9 protein-coding genes are annotated in these 19,425 nt (G+C 73.2%); 7 read left to right on the forward strand and 2 right to left on the reverse strand.

Going from position 1 to position 19,425, the window contains the following annotated elements:
- Positions 1–110: 110 nt before the first annotated feature.
- Complete coding sequence (locus KB893_RS09275) at positions 111–347, reverse strand: hypothetical protein (RefSeq protein WP_211924926.1); 237 nt, start codon at positions 345–347, stop codon at positions 111–113.
- 485 nt (positions 348–832) lie between these two features.
- Here KB893_RS09275 and KB893_RS09280 point away from each other — a divergent pair, with 485 nt between their 5' ends.
- From KB893_RS09280 to malQ, 6 genes are all read left to right on the forward strand, one after another.
- The gene (locus tag KB893_RS09280; RefSeq protein WP_211924927.1) at positions 833–3,970 is read left to right on the forward strand and encodes a maltotransferase domain-containing protein; all 3,138 of its coding nucleotides are present in this window, start codon (positions 833–835) and stop codon (positions 3,968–3,970) included.
- A complete protein-coding gene (gene treS / locus KB893_RS09285; protein WP_213173626.1) occupies positions 3,967–7,356 on the forward strand; it encodes a maltose alpha-D-glucosyltransferase in 3,390 nt (1,129 codons plus the stop codon). Before KB893_RS09280 ends, treS begins: the two co-directional genes overlap by 4 nt.
- Positions 7,353–9,536 (forward strand): 1,4-alpha-glucan branching protein GlgB, encoded by a 2,184-nt coding sequence (gene glgB, locus KB893_RS09290; protein ID WP_211924929.1) that lies wholly within the window; start codon positions 7,353–7,355, stop codon positions 9,534–9,536. Before treS ends, glgB begins: the two co-directional genes overlap by 4 nt.
- Before the next feature lie 95 nt (positions 9,537–9,631).
- Positions 9,632–11,740, forward strand: a complete 2,109-nt coding sequence (gene glgX, locus KB893_RS09295; RefSeq protein ID WP_213173627.1) for a glycogen debranching protein GlgX — start codon at positions 9,632–9,634, stop codon at positions 11,738–11,740.
- A complete protein-coding gene (treZ, locus tag KB893_RS09300; RefSeq protein WP_211924931.1) occupies positions 11,737–13,548 on the forward strand; it encodes a malto-oligosyltrehalose trehalohydrolase in 1,812 nt (603 codons plus the stop codon). The genes glgX and treZ overlap by 4 nt, the downstream gene beginning before the upstream one ends.
- Positions 13,545–15,611 carry a 4-alpha-glucanotransferase gene (gene malQ, locus KB893_RS09305; protein ID WP_213173628.1) on the forward strand — a complete coding sequence of 689 codons (2,067 nt, stop codon included), beginning with the start codon at positions 13,545–13,547 and terminating at the stop codon, positions 15,609–15,611. The genes treZ and malQ overlap by 4 nt, the downstream gene beginning before the upstream one ends.
- A gap of 54 nt (positions 15,612–15,665) precedes the next feature.
- On the opposite strand, the gene KB893_RS09310 is transcribed toward malQ, so the two are convergent.
- The gene (locus KB893_RS09310; RefSeq protein WP_211924933.1) at positions 15,666–16,430 is read right to left on the reverse strand and encodes a BON domain-containing protein; all 765 of its coding nucleotides are present in this window, start codon (positions 16,428–16,430) and stop codon (positions 15,666–15,668) included.
- A 174-nt stretch (positions 16,431–16,604) separates the two neighbouring features.
- Between KB893_RS09310 and treY the strand changes: the two genes are divergently transcribed.
- Positions 16,605–19,370, forward strand: a complete 2,766-nt coding sequence (treY, locus tag KB893_RS09315) for a malto-oligosyltrehalose synthase (RefSeq protein ID WP_211924934.1) — start codon at positions 16,605–16,607, stop codon at positions 19,368–19,370.
- The last annotated feature ends 55 nt before the right edge of the window (positions 19,371–19,425 follow it).

Here is a 19,425-nt window from a genome sequence, read left to right on the forward strand (position 1 = left end):
GGGGGAGGGTGCAGGGCAGCCGCGGATCTGGTCGCCCCGCGTGCTGCGAGCGCCTCGCCCGCTCTCCCGGACCTCCCTCCACGAGGGGGAAGGCCGGAAGCGGGCGCGGCTCAGCGTCCGGGCCGGTAGATCGCGGCGCTGATGCAGGAGAACAGGCTGACGACGAACCAGCCGAAGGGGAACAGCGAGACGGTCAGCACCCAGGTGATGGCGCCTGCGATGCAGGCGGCGACGAACCACAGGATCGCCGACAGCACGCGGCCCTGGACCAGCTGGCCGAGGCCGGGAATGAAAAGGCTGCAGATCGCGGCAATGACGTTGCCGGCGGAACCCTGGCCTGCGCTCATGGACACACCTCCGTAGTTCGAGGGGGAAACGACTGCGATCGTCGCCGATCCCCGCGCACGCACCAGTGAAGGTCGTCACTCCGACCCTTGGCAGGGCGGGCCCGCAGGACGCGCTCCGGGGGGTCGAAGCGCCTCCGGTTGCGGCGGGCATCCCGCGGCTCCGGGCCTCGGGGGAAGGGCGGTCGCGCACCCGGAGCAGCTCCCGCCGCGACGCCGCGCGAACACATTTCATTGTCGGCATGCATGGTCTTTTGACCGTCCCCCAGTGCCCGCGCCGCAGCCCTCCGACATGGACGCCCGTTCCGCGCCGCCCGCTTCCAGCCCGCAGGTCCTGCCGCGGCCTCGGTGCGCCGGCCGGGCGCGCCCGCGGCGCAGTTCCGCCCCTGCATTCCTCCGTGCCGCGGCGCCGCCGCCGGCGCCCGCCTGAGCGCGCGCCGCGATCAGGCCGGACCCTCTTCCTCCCTTCCCCGCCGAACGCCACGCGCATGCATGTCTGCCTGATCGCCCCGTCCGCCATCGCCGACCCCGCGTCCTTCGATGCCGCCCTCGCCGCCGCGCGTCGCGCCGGTTGCGACCACGTCGCCCTGCCGACGCCGTTCGCCGCCGACGCCGAGGGCCGCCTCGCCGACCCGGCCGCGGCCAGCGCCGCGGACGGCGGCGATGGCGACGCCGCGCTGCGCCGCCTCGCCGAGGCCGCCGCCGGACATGGTCTGAAGGTGCTGGTCGACCTGCGCATCGACGAGATCGGAGGCGGGGGAGAGCTCGTCCAGAGCCACCCGCACTGGTTCCGCGCGCGCACCAGCGCGCTGCCCGACCCGCGCGCCGGGCGTGGCGCCGCCGAGATCGCGCAGGCGCGCTTCGACACGCCCGAGGATGCCGCCGGGCTGGCGCAGTGGTGGGGCGGACGCCTGGGCGCCTGGCTCGGCAGCGGCATCGCCGGCTTCCGCGTCCTGCAGCCGCAGCGCGCCCCGGCCGAGGCCTGGCGCATGCTCCTGGGCGAGGCGCGCGCAGGCGCCCCGCAGGCGGTGTTCGCCGCCTGGACCCCGGGCCTGGCGCGACACGAGCTGCGCGCGCTGGCGGGCGCCGGGTTCGACGCCGCGTTCTCCTCGCTGGCCTGGTGGGACGGGCGCGCGACCTGGTTCTTCGACGAGGACGCCGCCCTGCGCGCGATCGCGCCGAAGGTCGTCGCCACCGTGGACGCGCCGCTGGCGGATGCCGACGGCGGGCCGGCGCGCCTGCGCAGGATGAAGCTGGCGGCTGCGCTCGGCGGCGGCTGGGCGGTGGCGTCCGGGGCGCTCGCGACCGCGCCCGAGGCCGCGCCGCAGGGGCCCGGCGATGCGGGCGGCGGCGCGGTGCGCCTGCGTCCGCTGCTGCAGGACGGCGGCGCGATCAGCGCGATCCTGGTCGAGCGCGCCGATGCGGCGCCGACCCTGGTGCTGGCCAATGCCGACGACGACCACCTGGTGCCGGTACCGGCCGCGGCGGTGCTGCATGCGGCGGGCGACATCGGCGCCTTCGTCTGCGACGAGGCCCCTGACGAGCCGATCCACAGCGATGGCGGCGGCCTGCTGGAGCCCTGCGAGGTCCGCGTCTACCGCGCCGAGACCGCACGCCCGGTGCTGGCCGCGGCCAAGGCGCGGATAGCACCGGAAACCGCCGCGGATTGGCCACGGGTCAGCATCGAGGCGGTCACCCCGGCGGTCGACGACGGCCGCTTCCCGGTCAAGCGCACCGTCGGCGAACGCGTCTGCGTCGAGGCCGACGCCTTCTGCGACGGCCACGACCGCATCGCCGTGGCGGTGCTGTGGCGCGCGGCCGACCAGCGCACCTGGAAGAGCGCGCCCATGCGCCAGATCGGCAACGACCGCTGGCGCGGCGAGTTCCCGCTGGAGCGCATGGGTCGTCACGAGTTCCGCATCGAGGCGTGGCGCGACGTGTTCGCCACGACCCATGCCGACCTCGAGAAGAAGCGCGCCGCCGGCACCCTGGTGCCGGTCGACGTGCAGGAGGCCGTGGCCCTGGTCGAGGCCGCGCGCGGCCGCTGCAAGGGCACCCTCGGCAGCACCCTGAAGGGCATCCTCGCCCGCATCGGCAAGGCGCCGGACGACGCGGCGCGGGTCGAGATCGTGCTCGAGCCGGGCACTGCCGACGCCATGGCCCGCGCCGACGACCGGCCGTTCCGCTCCGAGTACCCGGTGGTGTTCCCGGTCGAGGCGGAGCGCCGCGCCGCGCACTACTCGAGCTGGTACGAGCTGTTCCCGCGCTCGCAGAGCGGGCAGCCCGGCGTCCACGGCACCTTCGACGACGTCATCCCCAAGCTTCCGCGCATCCGCGCGATGCACTTCGACGTGCTGTACATGCCGCCGATCCACCCGATCGGCATGAAGAACCGCAAGGGCCGCAACAACGCGGTCACCGCCGAGGAAGGCGAGCCGGGCAGCCCCTACGCGATCGGCTCCGAAGACGGCGGCCACACCGACATCCATCCCGAGCTCGGCGGCCTCGACGCCTTCCGCCGCCTGCGCGACGCCGCGCACGCCGAAGGCCTCGAGCTCGCGCTCGACTTCGCCATCCAGTGCGCGCCCGACCATCCGTGGCTGAGCGAGCACAGGGACTGGTTCACCTGGCGCGCCGACGGCTCCATCCCCTACGCCGAGAACCCGCCGAAGAAGTACCAGGACATCGTCAACGTCGACTTCTACGCGTCCGGGTCGGTGCCGGCGCTGTGGAACGAACTGCGCGACGTGGTGCTGTTCTGGGTCAACGAGGGCGTGAAGCTGTTCCGCGTCGACAACCCGCACACCAAGCCGTTCCCGTTCTGGGAGTGGATGATCGCCGAAGTGCGCGGGCGCCATCCCGAGGTGGTTTTCCTGTCCGAGGCCTTCACCCGGCCGAAGATGATGTACCGGCTGGCCAAGGTCGGCTTCTCGCAGTCCTACACCTACTTCACCTGGCGCAACCACAAGGCCGAGATCCAGGCCTACCTCGACGAGCTCAACCACGGCGTGCCGCGCGAGTGCTTCCGCCCGCACTTCTTCGTCAACACGCCCGACATCAACCCGAAGTTCCTGCAGACCTCCGGCCGCGCCGGGCACCTGATCCGCGCGGCGCTCGCCACCACGCTCTCCGGCCTGTGGGGCATGTACCAGGGCTTCGAGCTGTGCGAGGCGACGCCGCTGCCGGGCAAGGAGGAGTACCTGGACTCGGAGAAGTACGAGATCCGTGCCTGGCCCGACCGCCGCCCCGGCGACATCGTCGACGAGATCACCCGCCTCAACGCGCTGCGCCGGCAGAACCCGGAGCTGCAGACCCACCTGGGCACGCGCTTCTACGTCGCCCACAACGACTACGTCGTCTACTTCGGCAAGGTCATCGACGACGCCCATCTCGCGCACGGCCGCAGCATGGTGCTGGTGGCGATCAGCCTCGACCCGCACGCGGCGCAGTCGGCCTCGATCGAAGTGCCGCTGTGGGAGTTCGGGCTGCCCGACCACGCCAGCGTCGACGTCGACGACCTCTGGGACGGCCGTGGCTTCCAGTGGCACGGCAAGCACCAGCACATCCACCTCGACCCGGTGCGTCCCTTCTCGATCTGGCGCATCCGCGCAGGAGCTCCCGCATGACCCGTGGCAACGCCGCCAATGCCGAGGCGATCCTTCCCGACGTGGCGCAGGACGCGCTCTGGTACAAGGACGCGATCATCTACCAGGCGCACGTCAAGTCGTTCTTCGATTCCAACGACGACGGCATCGGCGACTTCCCCGGCCTGATCGCCAAGCTCGACTACATCGCCGACCTCGGCGTCAACGCGATCTGGCTGCTGCCCTTCTACCCGAGCCCGCGCCGCGACGACGGCTACGACATCGCCGAGTACATGGCGGTGCACCCGGACTACGGCAGCGTCGAGGACTTCCAGCGCTTCGTCGCCCAGGCGCATGCGCGCGGCATCCGCGTCATCACCGAGCTGGTGATCAACCACACCTCCGACCAGCACCCCTGGTTCCAGCGCGCGCGCACCGCGCCCAAGGGCTCGCCCGAGCGCGACTTCTACGTGTGGTCGGACGACGACCACGCCTACGCCGGCACCCGCATCATCTTCTGCGACACCGAGAAGTCGAACTGGACCTGGGACCCGGTCGCCGAGCAGTACTTCTGGCACCGCTTCTACTCGCACCAGCCCGACCTCAACTTCGACAACCCGGCGGTGCTCGAGGCGGTGCTCGAGGTCATGCGCTTCTGGCTCGACATGGGCGTCGACGGCCTGCGCCTGGACGCGGTGCCCTACCTCATCGAGCGCGAGGGAACCTCCAACGAGAACCTCGCCGAGACCCACGCCATCCTCAAGCGCATCCGCGCCACGCTCGACCGCGAATATCCCGACCGCATGCTGCTGGCCGAGGCCAACATGTGGCCGGAGGACACCCAGCAGTACTTCGGCGAGACCGGCGACGAATGCCACATGGCGTTCCACTTCCCGCTGATGCCGCGCATGTACATGGCGATCGCGCGCGAGGACCGCTTCCCGATCACCGACATCATGCGGCAGACGCCGGCGATCCCCGCCAACTGCCAGTGGGCGATCTTCCTGCGCAACCACGACGAGCTGACGCTGGAGATGGTCACCGACTCCGAGCGCGACTACCTCTGGCAGACCTACGCGTCCGACCGCCGCGCGCGCATCAACCTGGGCATCCGCCGGCGCCTGGCGCCGCTGCTCGAGCGCGACCGCCGCCGCATCGAGCTGATGACCTCGCTGCTGCTGACCATGCCCGGCACGCCGGTGCTGTACTACGGCGACGAGATCGGCATGGGCGACAACATCCACCTCGGCGACCGCGACGGCGTGCGCACGCCGATGCAGTGGTCGATCGACCGCAACGGCGGCTTCTCGCGCGCCGATCCCGCGGCGCTGGTGCTGCCGCCGATCATGGACCCGCTGTACGGATTCCAGGCGATCAACGTCGAGGCGCAGCAGCGCGACCAGCATTCGCTGCTGACCTGGACCCGCCGCATCCTCTCCGTGCGCAAGCGCTACAAGGCCTTCGGCCGCGGCGAGCTGCGCTTCCTGTACCCGGGCAACCGGCGCCTGTTCGCCTACCTGCGCGAGTACGAGGACGAGACCCTGCTGTGCGTGGCCAACCTCTCGCACACGCTGCAGGCGGTGGAGCTCGACCTGTCGGAGTTCGAGGGGCGGGTGCCGGTGGACGTCATCGGCGGCGGCAGCTTCCCGCCGGTCGGGCGGCTGACCTACCTGCTGACCGTGCCGGCGTTCGGCTTCTATGCGTTCCAGCTCGTGTGCGAGGGCAACATGCCGGACTGGCACCGCCCCACGCCGGTGCCGCTGCCGGACTACCAGACCTTCGTGCTGCGCGGCGCGCAGGCCGACGCCGCGGCGATCGGCCGGCACTTCCCGGTCATCGAGCGCGAGATCCTGCCGGCCTGGCTGTCGGCGCGGCGCTGGTTCGCGGCCAAGGACCGCGAGCTGCGCGGCGTGCGCATCGCGCGGGCGACGCCGCTGCCGGGCCCGGCAGCGCCGGTGCTGCTGGAGATCGAGGCCAGCCTCGGCGACGGCGGCCGCGAGCGCTACATGCTGCCGGTCGGCATGGCCTGGGAGCGCGAGCACCCCAGCGTGCTCGCCGAGCAGCTCGCGCTTGCGCGCGTGCGCCACGGCCGCGAGGTCGGCTACCTCACCGACGCCTTCGCGCTGGAGTCGCTGGCGCGCGGCATGGTCGCGGCGCTGCGCGCCGGTACCGTGCTCGAGGTCGGCGGCGACGAGGAGCCGGTCGGCGAGCCGGGCGCGGGCGAACTCGGCGCGGGCGTGTCGAAGCCCGGCGAGCTGCGCTTCCAGGCCAGCGAGGCCTTCGGCCGCGTCGACATCGCCGACGAAGCCGAGATCCGCTGGCTTTCCGCCGAGCAGAGCAACAGCTCGCTGATCATCGGCGATGCCGCGGTGTTCAAGCTGCTGCGCCGCGTGGTGCCCGGCGAGAACCCCGAGATCGAGATCGGCCGGCGCCTGACCGCGCTGGGCTACGCCAACGCGGCGCCGCTGCTGGGCGAGGTCACCCGCGTGGAGGGCGACGGCGCGGTGACCACGATCGCGCTGCTGCAGGGCTTCGTGCGCAACCAGGGCGATGCCTGGCGCTGGACGCTCGACCATCTCGCCCGCGGCGTCGACGCCTACCATGCCGCGCAGGGCACCGAGGAGCGCGAGGAGGTGGTCGGCGGCTACGACGCCTTCGCCGCGGTGGTCGGCCGGCGCCTGGCCGAACTGCACGAGGCGCTCGCGCAGCCGACCGAGGATGCCGCCTTCGCGCCCGATCCCGCCGACGAACGCGCCGCGAAGGGCGTGGCCGCGCGCGTGCGCGAGCAGGTGGAATCGGCCTGGCTCACGCTTGCCTCGCGGCGCAAGGAGAGCGACGACGCGGCGGAGATCGAGACGCTCGACGCCCTGCTGGCCGCGCGTGGCCGCATCGACGGCCTGCTCGACCGCGCGCCGCAGGCGCTGGCCGGCAGCCTGCTCACCCGCGTGCACGGCGACTTCCACCTCGGCCAGATCCTGGTCGCCTTCGACGACGTGGTGCTGATCGACTTCGAGGGCGAGCCCGCCAGGACCCTGGCCGAGCGCCGCGCCAAAGCCAGCCCGCTGCGCGACGTGGCCGGTTTCCTGCGCTCGCTCGACTACGCCAGCGAGGTCGCCGCCCGCGGCGAGGAGGGCACCGCGCCGCGCGTCGGCGCCGACACCGAACTCGACACCTTCCTCGCCGAATTCCGCGCCCGCGCCACCCGCGCCTTCGTGACCGCCTACCGCAGCGTGCTCGAGGCGAGCCTGCATCCGTGGGTGGAGCCCGGGCGCTTCACCGCGCTGGCCGAGCTGTTCCTGGTCGAGAAGGCCTGCTACGAGATCCGCTACGAGGCCGCCAACCGGCCGAACTGGCTGGTGGTGCCGGTGCAGGGCCTGCTGCGCATCCTCGACAGCCTGCCTGCCACCGACGAGGAGGACGGCCGATGAGCGCGCGCCTGGTTCCGCTCTCCGACGCCACCGTGCGCGCCTTCGCCGAGGCGCGCCACGGCGATCCCTTCGCCGTGCTCGGCGCCCATCCCGGTCCCGACGGGCGCGTGCTGCGTGTGTTCCTGCCGGGCGCCGACGGCGTCGTCGCGCGCCTGGACGACGGCACCGAGGTCGCGCTCGGGCGCGAGGGAGAGGCCGGCTTCTTCGCCGGCGTGCTGCCCGGCGACGGCGGCTACCGTCTGGCGATCCAGTGGCCCGGCGCGCTGCAGGAGACCGCCGACGCCTACGCCTTCGGGCCGCAGCTCGGCGAACTCGACCTGCACCTGATCACCGAGGGCCGCCACCTGCACCTGGCCGATGCGCTCGGCGCCAACGCGCTCGAGGTCGACGGCGTCGCCGGTACCCGCTTCGCGGTGTGGGCGCCGAACGCGTCGCGCGTCGCGGTGGTCGGCGACTTCAACGGCTGGGACGCGCGCCGGCACCCGATGCGCCTGCGCCACGAGGCCGGCGTGTGGGAGCTGTTCGTGCCGGGCGTCGGTCCCGGCGCGCACTACAAGTACGCGCTGCGCGGCCCGCACGGCGAAGAGCTGCCGCACAAGGCCGATCCCGTTGCGCGCCAGGCCGAGCTCGCGCCGGGCACCGCCTCGATCGTGGCCGATCCCACGGCGTACGCCTGGCGCGACGAGGCCTGGATGCAGGCGCGCGCGCAGCGGCATGCCGGGCAGGCGCCGATCAGCGTGTACGAGGTCCACGCCGGCTCGTGGATGCACGACGCGCAGGGCCACCCGCTGGACTGGGACGGGCTCGCCGAGCGCCTGATCCCCTACGTGGTGGACATGGGGTTCACCCATATCGAGCTGCTGCCGATCACCGAGCATCCCTTCGGCGGCTCCTGGGGCTACCAGCCGCTGGGCCTGTTCGCGCCGACCGCGCGCTTCGGTACGCCGGACGGTTTCGCCCGCTTCGTCGACCGCTGCCACCGCGAGGAGATCGGCGTCATCGTCGACTGGGTGCCGGCGCACTTCCCGACCGACGCCCACGGCCTGGCGCGCTTCGACGGCACCGCGCTCTACGAGCACGCCGACCCGCGCGAGGGCTTCCACCGCGACTGGAACACGCTCATCTACAACCACGGCCGGCACGAGGTGTCGGGCTTCCTGATCGCCAGCGCGCTGGAGTTCCTGGAGCGCTACCACGTCGACGGCCTGCGCGTGGACGCGGTGGCGTCGATGCTCTACCGCGACTACAGCCGCAACCACGGCGAGTGGGTGCCCAACATCCACGGCGGCCGCGAGAACTACGAGACCATCGCCTTCCTGCGCCGGCTCAACCAGGTCGTCGCCGAGCGCGGCCGCGGCGCGATGACCATCGCCGAGGAATCCACCGCCTGGCCCGGCGTCACCGCCGACCTCGCCCACGGCGGCCTGGGCTTCGACTACAAGTGGAACATGGGCTGGATGCACGACAGCCTGCACTACATCGGCCGCGAGCCCGTCTACCGCCGGCACCACCACAACGAGCTGACCTTCAGCATGGTGTACGCCTATTCGGAGCGCTACATGCTGCCGATCTCGCACGACGAGGTGGTGCACGGCAAGCGCTCGTTGCTGGGGCGGATGCCGGGCGACGAGTGGCAGCGCTTCGCCAACCTGCGCGCCTACCTGAGCTTCATGTTCAGCCATCCCGGGCGGAAGCTGCTGTTCATGGGCGCCGAACTCGCCCAGCCGACCGAGTGGAACCACGACGCACAGCTGCCGTGGTGGCTGCTCGACCACGCGCCGCACCGCGGCATCCAGCGTCTGGTCCGCGACCTCAACCGCATCTACACCGCGCACGCCGCGCTGCACGCGCTCGACGACGACCCGCAGGGCTTCCAGTGGCTGGTCGGCGACGACACCGCCAACAGCGTGGTCGCCTACCTGCGCCGCGGTCCCGGTGGCGCCGCGCCGGTGGTGGTGGCGATCAACTTCACCCCGGTGCCGCGCGAGGGCTATCGCATCGGCGTGCCGCAGGGCGGCTGGTGGCGCGAGTTCTTCAACTCCGACGGCGGCATCTACGGCGGCGCCGACATCGGCAACGGCGGTGGCGTCCACGCCGAGGACGTGCAGGCGCACGGGCAGGCGCATTCGCTCGCCCTGACCCTGCCGCCGCTGGGCGCGGTGATGTTCGCGCCCGGCTGAGCGGCGACGCCGCATCGACAGGGGACGGTGCCTGCTGGTGATCCGGCGGCCCCGTCCCGCTTCCATTCCGTCCAGACCTGAAGAACCACGTCCCCATGCCCACCCGTCCTGAACGCATGCTCCCGGGCGTCGCCCACCCGCTCGGCGCGACCTGCGACGGCGTCGGAACCAACTTCGCTGTGTTCTCCGCGCATGCCACGCGCGTGGACCTGTGTCTGTTCGACGCCACCGGCCGCCGCGAGATCGCGCGCTACCAGCTGCCCGAGTGCACCGACGAGGTGTGGCACGGCTACCTGCCGCACGTGCGCGGCGGCCAGCTCTACGGCTTCCGCGCCTACGGCCCGTACCGGCCCGAGGAGGGCCATCGCTTCAACCACCACAAGCTGCTGCTCGATCCCTATGCCAAGCTGATCCACGGCCAGGTGCGCTGGACCGATTCGCTCTACGGCTATCGCATCAACGCGCCCAAGGCAGACCTGAGCTTCGACCGCCGCGACAGCGCCGCGGCCATGCCCAAGGCCGTGGTCGTCGACGACAGCTTCAACTGGCGCAAGGAGGCGCGGCCGGAGATTCCGTGGTCGAAGACGGTGATCTACGAGGCCCACCTCAAGGGCCTGACCCAGCGCATGGAGCACATCCTGCCGCCGGAGCGCGGCACCTTCGCCGCGCTGTCCGATCCCCGGGTGATCGACCACCTGGTCAAGCTCGGCGTCACCTCGCTGGAGCTGCTGCCGATCCACAGCTTCGTGCAGGACCGCTACCTGGTCGAGAAGAAGCTCGCCAACTACTGGGGCTACAACACCCTCGGCTTCTTCGCGCCGGAGCCGCGCTACCTCGGCGAGGAAGGCCTCAACAGCATCCGCTCGGCGGTGATGTCGCTGCACGCCGCCGGCATCGAGGTGATCCTCGACGTGGTCTACAACCACACCTGCGAGGGCAGCGAGCTGGGACCGACGCTGAGCTTCCGCGGTCTCGACAACCTGAGCTATTACCGCCTGCTGCCCAACAACCTGCGCCACTGCCTCAACGACACCGGCACCGGCAACACGGTCAATACCTCGCACCCGCGCGTGATCCAGCTGGTCATGGACTCGCTGCGCTACTGGGTCGAGGCCTTCCACGTCGACGGCTTCCGCTTCGACCTGGGCGTCTCGATCGGGCGCGAGCCGCACGGCTTCGATCCCAACAACGGCCTGTTCAAGGCGATGCGCCAGGACCCGGTGCTGGCCGGGGTGAAGCTGATCTCCGAGCCCTGGGACATCGGCCCCGGCGGCTATCAGCTGGGCAACCATCCGCCGGGCTTCGGCGAGTGGAACGGCCGCTACCGCGACGACATCCGCCGCTTCTGGAAGGGCGATGCCGGCCTGCGCCCGGCGCTGGCCGCACGACTCGGCGGCTCGGCCGACCTGTTCGACCGCCAGTGCCGGCGGCCGTGGGCGTCGGTCAACTTCATCACCGCCCACGACGGCTACACGCTGGCCGACTGGACCGCCTACGAGCAGAAGCACAACGAGGCCAACGGCGAGGACAACAACGACGGCGCCAACGACAACGAGAGCCGCAACTGGGGCGTCGAGGGCCCGACCGACGATGCCGCGATCAACGCCACCCGCGCCCGCGTCGCGCGCGCCATGCTGGCGACGCTCGCGGTCTCCAACGGCACGCCGATGCTGCTGGGCGGCGACGAGTTCGGGCGCAGCCAGGACGGCAACAACAACGCCTACTGCCAGGACAACGAGCTGTCCTGGTTCGACTGGGGGCAGGCCGGGTCGCCGGACGGGCGCGCCCTGGCGACGTTCACCGCGCGCCTGTTCGCGCTGCGCCGCGAGTTCGTGACCCTGTCCACCTCGCGCTTCCTGCACGGCAGCGACGAGCCGCTGCCCGGCGTGCGCGACATCGCCTGGTTCGACGAAGCCGGCAAGGCGATGGAAGACAGCGACTGGCACTTCCACGAGGGCCGCTTGCTGGCGGTGCGCCGTGCCGGCCAACGCGAGGACGGCCGCGTCGAGGTCACCCTCACCCTCATCAACGGCAGCGAGGAGGATCGCCGCTTCGAGCTGCCGGCGCCGCAGTTCCCGTGGATGCGCGAGATCGACAGCGCCGCGCCCGAGACGCCGCGCGGGCGCCTCGGCGCCGGCGCGGTCGACGTGCAGGCGCATGCCCTGGTCCTGCTCTCCGCCCTGGTCGACGACTACCGTTCATGAGCCTGCATCGCATGCCCTACGGCGCCGAGGTGCTCGACGCCGCCCGCACCCGCTTCGCCCTGTGGGCGCCGGACCGCGACGCGGTCGTGCTGGAGCTCGACACCGGCGACGGCGCCCGCAGCCTGCCGATGCGGGCGGAGGACGGTGGCTGGCACCGGCTGGAGGCCGAGGCCGGCGCAGGCGCGCGCTACCGTTTCCGCATCGATCCGGACCTCGCCGTGCCCGATCCCGCCGCCCGCGCCCAGCACGGCGACGTGCATGGCGAGAGCGTGGTCGTCGACCCGCGCGGCTACGCCTGGCGCCACGCCGACTGGCGCGGCCGTCCCTGGCACGAGACCGTGCTCTACGAGCTGCACCCGGGCGTGATGGGCGGCTTCGCCGGCGTCGCCGCGGCGCTGCCGCGGCTGGCGGAACTCGGCGTCACCGCGATCCAGCTGATGCCGGTCAACGCCTTCTCCGGCACCCGCAACTGGGGCTACGACGGCGTGCTGCCGTTCGCCCCGGCCGCGGCCTACGGCACGCCCGATGAGCTGCGCGCGCTGGTCGACGCCGCGCACGGGCACGGCCTGATGGTGTTCCTGGACGTGGTCTACAACCACTTCGGGCCGGACGGGAACTACCTCGGCAGCTACGCCTCGGAGTTCTTCCGCAGCGACGTGCCGACGCCCTGGGGCCAGGCCATCGACATGCGCAGGCCCGAGGTGGGCGGCTTCTTCCTGCACAACGTCCTGTACTGGCTGGAGGAGTTCCGCATCGACGGCCTGCGCTTCGACGCGGTGCACGCGATCGGCGACCCGGACTGGCTGCGCGGCCTGGCCGCGCGCGTCCGCGCGGCGGTGCCGGCGGGACGCCACGTGCACCTGGTGCTGGAGAACGAGCACAACCAGGCCTCGCTGCTTGGCCCGGACGCCGAGGGCGCGATGCTGTTCGACGCGCAGTGGAACGACGACTTCCACAACGCGCTGCACGTGATGCTGACCGGCGAGAGCGAGGGCTACTACGGCAACTACGTCGAGGAGCCCGCCGCGCACTTCGCCCGCGTGCTCGGCGAGGGCTTCGCCTACCAGGGCGAGACGACGGTGCACGATGCGCCGCGCGGCGAGCGCTCCGCACACCTGCCGCCGACCTGCTTCGTGAGCTTCCTGCAGAACCACGACCAGGTCGGCAACCGCGCCTTCGGCGACCGGCTCTCGACCCTCATCGACGACGAGGTCTACGACGACGCCATGGCCCTGCTGCTGCTGTGCCCGCAGGTGCCGATGCTGTTCATGGGCGAGGAGTGGCGCAGCCGCACGCCGTTCCAGTTCTTCGTCGACTACCACGACGAACTCGCCGACGCGGTGCGCGAGGGCCGGCGCGGCGAGTTCCGGCACTTCGCGGCCTTCCAGGACGAACAGGCGCGGGCGCGCATCCCCGACCCGAACGCGGCGTCGACCTTCGCCGCCTCGCGCCCGGACCCGGCCGAGGCCGAGGCGCCGGCCAACGCCGCCGCGCTGGAACTCACCCGCTCGCTGCTGGCGCTGCGCGCGGTGGAGATCGTCCCGCGCCTGCGCGGCGCCCGCCCGCTGGGCGCCCGTGCCCTGGGCCCGAAGGCGGTGGTGGCGCGCTGGCGCATGGGCGACGGCCAGGTGCTGGCGATCTACTGCAACCTCGGCCGCGAGCCGGTGCGGGCGCAGGTCGCGCACAGCCTCGCCGGGCGCTGGATCTGGGGCCGCGCCAGCGCCATCTCCGCGCTGGAGACCGAGAGCCCGCGCGACGGCGTGCTCGACCCCTGCACCCTGCTGGCGCACCTGGAGCCGGTGTCATGAGCGAAGACGCGCTGACCGCCCTGGCCCGCGAAGCGGGCATCAGCATCGACTGGCGCGACGCCTTCGACAAACCGCAGCGCGTGGCCCCCGACGTGCTGCGCCGCGTGCTCGGCATCCTCGACCTGCCTGCCGGCAGCGACGCCGACATCGCCGACAGCCGCGCGCGCATCGAGGCCGAGCGCAGCGGCAGTACCCTGCCGGCGCTGGTGACCGCGCGGGTCGGCGAGGCGCCGGCACTGCGCCTGCCGGCCGGCACGAAGCGCTTCAAGCTCGTCGCCGAGGACGGCACCGCGCTCGCGGAAGGCCGCGCCGGCGGGTCGCTGCCGGCGGTGGACCGGCCGGGCTACCACCGGCTGTGGATCGACGAGACCGAACTGGAACTGGCCGTCGCTCCGCAGCGTGCCTTCGGGGTGGCCGATGCCGCCGGTGCCGGCGCGCGCCTGGCCGGCAGCGCGGCCCAGCTCTACTCGCTGCGCCGCGAGGGCGGCGCCGGAGTTGGCGACTTCACCGCGCTGGAGGAGCACGTGCGCACGCTGGCGCCGCGCGGCCTCGACGCCATGGCGATCAGCCCGGTGCACGCCATGTTCGCCGCGGCACCGCAGCGCTTCAGTCCCTATTCGCCGTCGAGCCGGCTGTTCCTCAACACCCTGCACGTGGATCCGGCGCGGGCGCTGGGGCCGGAGGCGCTGCGCGAATTCGTCGACGACGGGCACCTCGCCCGCGCCGCGGCGCTCGAGGCGGCCGAGACCGTCGACTGGCCCGGCGTCGCCGCGCACCGGCACGCCGCGATGCGGGCGCTGTACCGGCAGCTCGCGCGCCACCCGCAGGCCGCCGCCGACTTCGCCCGCTGGCGCGCGCAGGCCGGCGAGCCGCTGGAACGCCACGCGCGTTTCGAGGCGCTGCAGCTGCATTTCGCCCGCGTCCACGGCGAAGTGCGCGGCTGGCAGGGATGGGATCCGGACTTCCGCGATCCCGCCTCGCCCGCGGTCGCCGCGTTCGCGGCCGAGCATGCGGCGGAGGTCGGCTACCACGCCTGGCTGCAGTACCTCGCTGCGCAGGGACTGGACGGAGCCCAGCGCGCGGCGCGCGAGGCGGGCATGGCGATCGGCCTGATCGCCGATCTCGCGGTCGGCTCCGACCCCGGCGGCAGCCAGGCCTGGAGCCACCGCGACGAGATGCTGCAGGGCGTATCGGTCGGCGCGCCGCCCGACCTGCTCAACGCCCAGGGCCAGGACTGGGGCCTGACCACCTTTTCCGCGCGCGGCCTGCGCGCCTCCGGCTTCGCCGGCTTCCGCGCCATGCTGCGCGCCGCCTTCGCCCACGCCGGCGGTGCGCGCATCGACCACATCCTCGGGCTCAAGCGCCTGTGGCTGGTGCCGCACGGCGGCGGCGCCAACGACGGCGCCTACGTCGACTACCCGTTCGAGGACCTGCGCCGGCTGATCGCGCTGGAGTCGCACCGGCACCGCGCGATCGCCATCGGCGAGGACCTCGGCACGATCCCCGAGGGCTTCGGCGACACCCTCGCCGCCGACGGCATCCTCGGCATCCGCGTGCTGTGGTTCGAGCGGCACTGGCCGCGCACCTTCCTGATGCCGTGGCAGTGGTCGGACCAGGCGATGGCCACGACCACCACCCACGACCTGCCCACCGCCGCCGGCTGGTGGCGCGGGCAGGACATCCGCCATCGCGAACGGCTCGGGCTGTCCGAGGACCCGGTGAAGGAATACGCCGAGCGCCGCGCCGACGCGGTCGCGCTGTGGGAGACCATGGACCGCGCCGAGATCGCGGCCGGTGCGCCGCCCGAGGACTGGGATGGCCACCCGTTCGCGCGGGCCTGCGCGGCGACCATCGCCGCCACGCCGGCGCCGCTCGCCCTGCTGCCGCTGGAGGACGTGCTGGGCCTGGTCGAACAGCCGAACCTCCCGGGGCCGACCGACGACGGGCATCCCAACTGGCGCCGCCGCCTGCCTGCGGATGCCGCCGGCATCGTCGCCACGCCCATCGCCCAGGCCACGCTCGATGCCCTGACCCAGGGGCGCGGCCGGCGCAGCGCGTCCTGACCACCAGCGCGCCGCGATCCCGGCGGGCACCGGGATCGCGGCCCGGCCTTGCCTCTACTCGGTGGTGCCGCCGGACATCTTCTGGCGGACGCGCACGCGGTTGTCGACGTCGCGCACGCCGCTGCAGCTCTCGGCGATGTCCTCGGCCCGGTGCTTCATCCGGCGGTCGCCGACCGTGCCTTCCAGGGTGACCACGCCCTCGACGACCTTGACCTCGATCTCGCTGGCGTCGACCAGCGGATCGTGGGTGAGCCGCTCGCACACGTCCTCGCTGATGCGCTCGTCCGAGCGGGTGTAGCCCTTGGGCCCGCGCCCGGCGTGGCCGCGGTCGCCCGGACCGGGCGGGCGGTTGCCGCCGGCGCCGGGATGCCCGTGCCCCCAGCCGCTCCAGTCGCCGGCCTCCGGCCGCCGTCCGTGCCCGCCGTCGCCGAAGCGCAGGCCGCCCTCGCCGTAGGCACCGGCGTCGCCGCGGTCGCGCCCGTGGCCGCGGCGGTGCTCGAGCTCGTCCATCGCATGTTCGTCGTCGTGGCCGTGGAAGCCGCCGAAGTCGACGCCGCGGTAGTAGCGCGGCTCGTCGCGGTAGTCCCGCCCCGCGCCTGGCTCGCCGCGCCCGCCGCCCCGGCGGTTCGGACCGGGATCGCGCGATGCGCCGCCGCGCGCGACGCCCGCCGTCGGGCCGCGCCAGTCGCCGCTGCCGGGGCGGTAGTCGTTGTGCTCGTAGCGGCCGTGGCGGGGCGCGTCGCCGTCCTGCTCGGGCGCGAAGTCGCGGCCGCCCCACGCGCCCTGGTCGTCGCGGTCGTCGTCGTTGCGATGGGCCATGTCTGCGCTCCGGTGGGGGAAGGGCACCCCACGCTGCGCCGGCATCGATCAACGGAGCGTGGTCCGCGGGCGAGGGCCGACAGCCCGACTTCAGCAAGGTCGCCGCGCCGTGCGAACGCCGGCGTCATGCCGGCTCGCGCACCGTGACCGCGATCCGGCCACCCCAGCACGCCCATGACCGCCCCCCGCGCCACCGTCCGCCTGCAGTTCCATTCGGGCTTTCCGCTCGACGCCGCGCTCGCCCGCCTCGACTACTTCGCCGCACTCGGCGTCAGCCACGTCTACGCGTCGCCGCTGCTGACCTCGCGCGCCGGCTCCATGCACGGTTACGACGTGGTCGACTGCAACGCCATCGACCCCGAGGTCGGCGGCGAGGACGCGCTGCGGCGCCTGGTCGCCGGCCTGCGCGAGCGCGGCATGGGCCTGATCCTCGACATCGTCCCCAACCACATGGGCGTGGGCAGCGAGAACGGCTGGTGGATGGACGTGCTGCGCTGGGGCCGCGAGAGCGCCTACGCGCGGCACTTCGACATCGACTGGCGCGCGCCGGACCCGCTGGTGCGCGGCAAGCTGCTGCTGCCCAATCTGGGGGCGCCGTACGCGGAGGTGCTCGCCGCGGGCGACCTGCGGCTGCAGTTCGACGCGGACGCCGGCGCGCTGGGCCTGCGGCTCTACGAGAGCGTGCTGCCGCTGTCGCCGGCGAGCCACGCGCAGGCGCTGACCGATGCCGGGGGCCACCCGGCGGTCGACGCGTTCGGCCGCTTCACCGGCCGTCGCATGGAGGCCGCCGCCTTCGCCGCCGCGCAGCGCGCCCTGGCCGGGGCGGTGGCCGCGGAGCCGGACCTGCGCGCCGCGCTCGAGCGCGCCGTCGCCGCGCACGACCCGGGCGACGAGGCCGGCCGTGCGCGCCTGCACGCGCTGGTCGAGCGCCAGCACTACCGCCTGGTGCACTGGAAGCTCGCCAGCGACCTGGTCAACTACCGTCGCTTCTTCGACATCAACGACCTCGCCGGCCTGCGCATCGAGCGCAACCCGGTGTTCGAGGACACCCACGCCACCATCTTCCGGCTGTATGCGGAAGGCCTGATCGACGGCGTGCGCTGCGATCACGTCGACGGCCTCGCCGACCCGCGCGGCTATTGCCGCAAGCTGCGCCGCCGGCTGTCGTCGCTCGAGAAGCAACGGCCGGCGGATGCGCCGAAGGGGCCTGCCTACGTGCTGGTCGAGAAGATCCTGGGCGAGGGCGAGTCGCTGCGCACGGACTGGGAGACCGACGGCACCACCGGCTACGAGTTCATGGACCAGGCCGCCGCGGTGCTGCACGACGCCCGCGGCGAGCCGGCGCTGGACGCGCTGTGGCGCAGCGTCAGCGACGGCGGCGACTTCGGTACCCAGGCGCGCAACGCGCGGCGCCAGATCCTGGTCGACAGCTTCGTCGCCGAACTCGGCCGCACCGCGCGCGCGCTGTTCGACGCCGCGCGCGCCGACCTCGCCACCCGCGACGTCAGCCTCGCCGCCCTGCATCGGGTATTGGTCGAGATCCTGGTGCACTTCCCGGTGTACCGCACCTACATCGGCGTGCTCGGCCGCGACGCGGTCGACGAGGCGGTGTTCGCGCGTGCGCTGGCCGGCGCGCGCGAGCGCGTGCGGATCGAGGACCAGGCGCTGCTCGAGCGCGTCGCCGATTGGCTCGGTGGCGAGCCGCTGCGCGCGCTGCCGCCGGGTCCCGTGCGCCACGCCCGCGAGCGGGCGCTGCGCATGTTCCAGCAGGCGACCTCGCCGGTCGCGGCCAAGGCGGTGGAGGACACCGCCGGCTACCGCTACGGACGGCTGCTGTCGCGCAACGAGGTCGGCGCCGAGCCGCAGCACATCGGGCTGGCGGTGGAGGCCTTCCATGCCGCCTGCGCCGCGCGCGCGGAGACCGTCCCCGACAACCTGCTCGCCACCGCCACCCACGACCACAAGCGCGGCGAGGACCTGCGCCTGCGCATCGCCGCGCTGAGCGAGATCGCCGGGGACTGGACCAGCCAGGTGCGGCAGTGGCGCGCGCGCAACGACGTGCTGCGCATCGACACCCCGGAGCGCCGCGCGCCGGCGCCGCAGGACGAGCTGATGCTCTACCAGATGCTGGTCGGCGCCTGGCCGCTGGACCTGCGCGTGGACGACGCCAACGGTCGCGACGCGCTCGCCGACCGCCTCGCCGGCTGGCAGCGCAAGGCGCTGCGCGAGGGCAAGCGCCGCTCGCGCTGGACCAGCCCCGACGAGCCCTACGAGGACGGCTGCGAGGCCTTCCTGCGGCGCCTGCTCGACGGCTCGCAGCCGGAGTTCCTGGCCTCGCTGGACGCCTTCGTCGCGCGCATCGCGCCCGCGGCGGCGCTGTCCTCGCTGGCCCAGGTGGTGCTGCGCCTGACCACGCCGGGCGTGCCCGACCTCTACCAGGGCACCGAGTTCTGGGACTTCTCGATGGTCGATCCGGACAACCGGCGGCCGGTGGATTTCGATGCCCGCGAGCGTGCGCTGGCGGAGGCCGCGGACGACAGCGAGCTGCTGTCGCGGTGGCGGGACGGACGGATCAAGCAGCGCCTGGTCGCACGCCTGCTCGACCTACGCCGCCGCGCGCCGGCGCTGTTCGCGCGCGGTGGCTACCGCCCGCTCGCGGTCGCGGGTGCGCAGGCCGGCCACGTCATCGCCTTCGCCCGCGAACGCGGCGACGCGCGCGTGGTCGTGGTCGTGCCGCGACATCCGCTGGCGCTGGCCGAGGCCGCCGGCGTCCATCTCGAGCGACCGGCGCTGCCGCAGGGGCTCTGGGGCGACACCCACGTGGTGCTGCCCGGGGGCGCGCGGACCTGGCGCACGCTCGAAGGCGGCACGCTCCAGTCCGACGGGCGCCTCGCGCTCCAAGCCACGCCGCCGATCGCGGTGCTCGCGGCCCTCGCCTGAGCGCGTCGCCCGGCCGGTCCTGCGCGGAAGGTCGCATTGACCGCCGCGTGGCGCC

The sequence above is a fragment of the Coralloluteibacterium stylophorae genome, from assembly GCF_018122625.2.
Lineage (GTDB): Bacteria > Pseudomonadota > Gammaproteobacteria > Xanthomonadales > Xanthomonadaceae > Coralloluteibacterium > Coralloluteibacterium stylophorae.

Coding starts and splice junctions, on each gene's coding strand:
- KB893_RS09275 (WP_211924926.1), bottom strand. CDS start 347: ATGAGCGCAGGCCAGGGTTCCGCCGGCAACGTCATTGCCGCGATCTGC.
- KB893_RS09280 (WP_211924927.1), top strand. CDS start 833: ATGCATGTCTGCCTGATCGCCCCGTCCGCCATCGCCGACCCCGCGTCC.
- treS (WP_213173626.1), top strand. CDS start 3,967: ATGACCCGTGGCAACGCCGCCAATGCCGAGGCGATCCTTCCCGACGTG.
- glgB (WP_211924929.1), top strand. CDS start 7,353: ATGAGCGCGCGCCTGGTTCCGCTCTCCGACGCCACCGTGCGCGCCTTC.
- glgX (WP_213173627.1), top strand. CDS start 9,632: ATGCCCACCCGTCCTGAACGCATGCTCCCGGGCGTCGCCCACCCGCTC.
- treZ (WP_211924931.1), top strand. CDS start 11,737: ATGAGCCTGCATCGCATGCCCTACGGCGCCGAGGTGCTCGACGCCGCC.
- malQ (WP_213173628.1), top strand. CDS start 13,545: ATGAGCGAAGACGCGCTGACCGCCCTGGCCCGCGAAGCGGGCATCAGC.
- KB893_RS09310 (WP_211924933.1), bottom strand. CDS start 16,430: ATGGCCCATCGCAACGACGACGACCGCGACGACCAGGGCGCGTGGGGC.
- treY (WP_211924934.1), top strand. CDS start 16,605: ATGACCGCCCCCCGCGCCACCGTCCGCCTGCAGTTCCATTCGGGCTTT.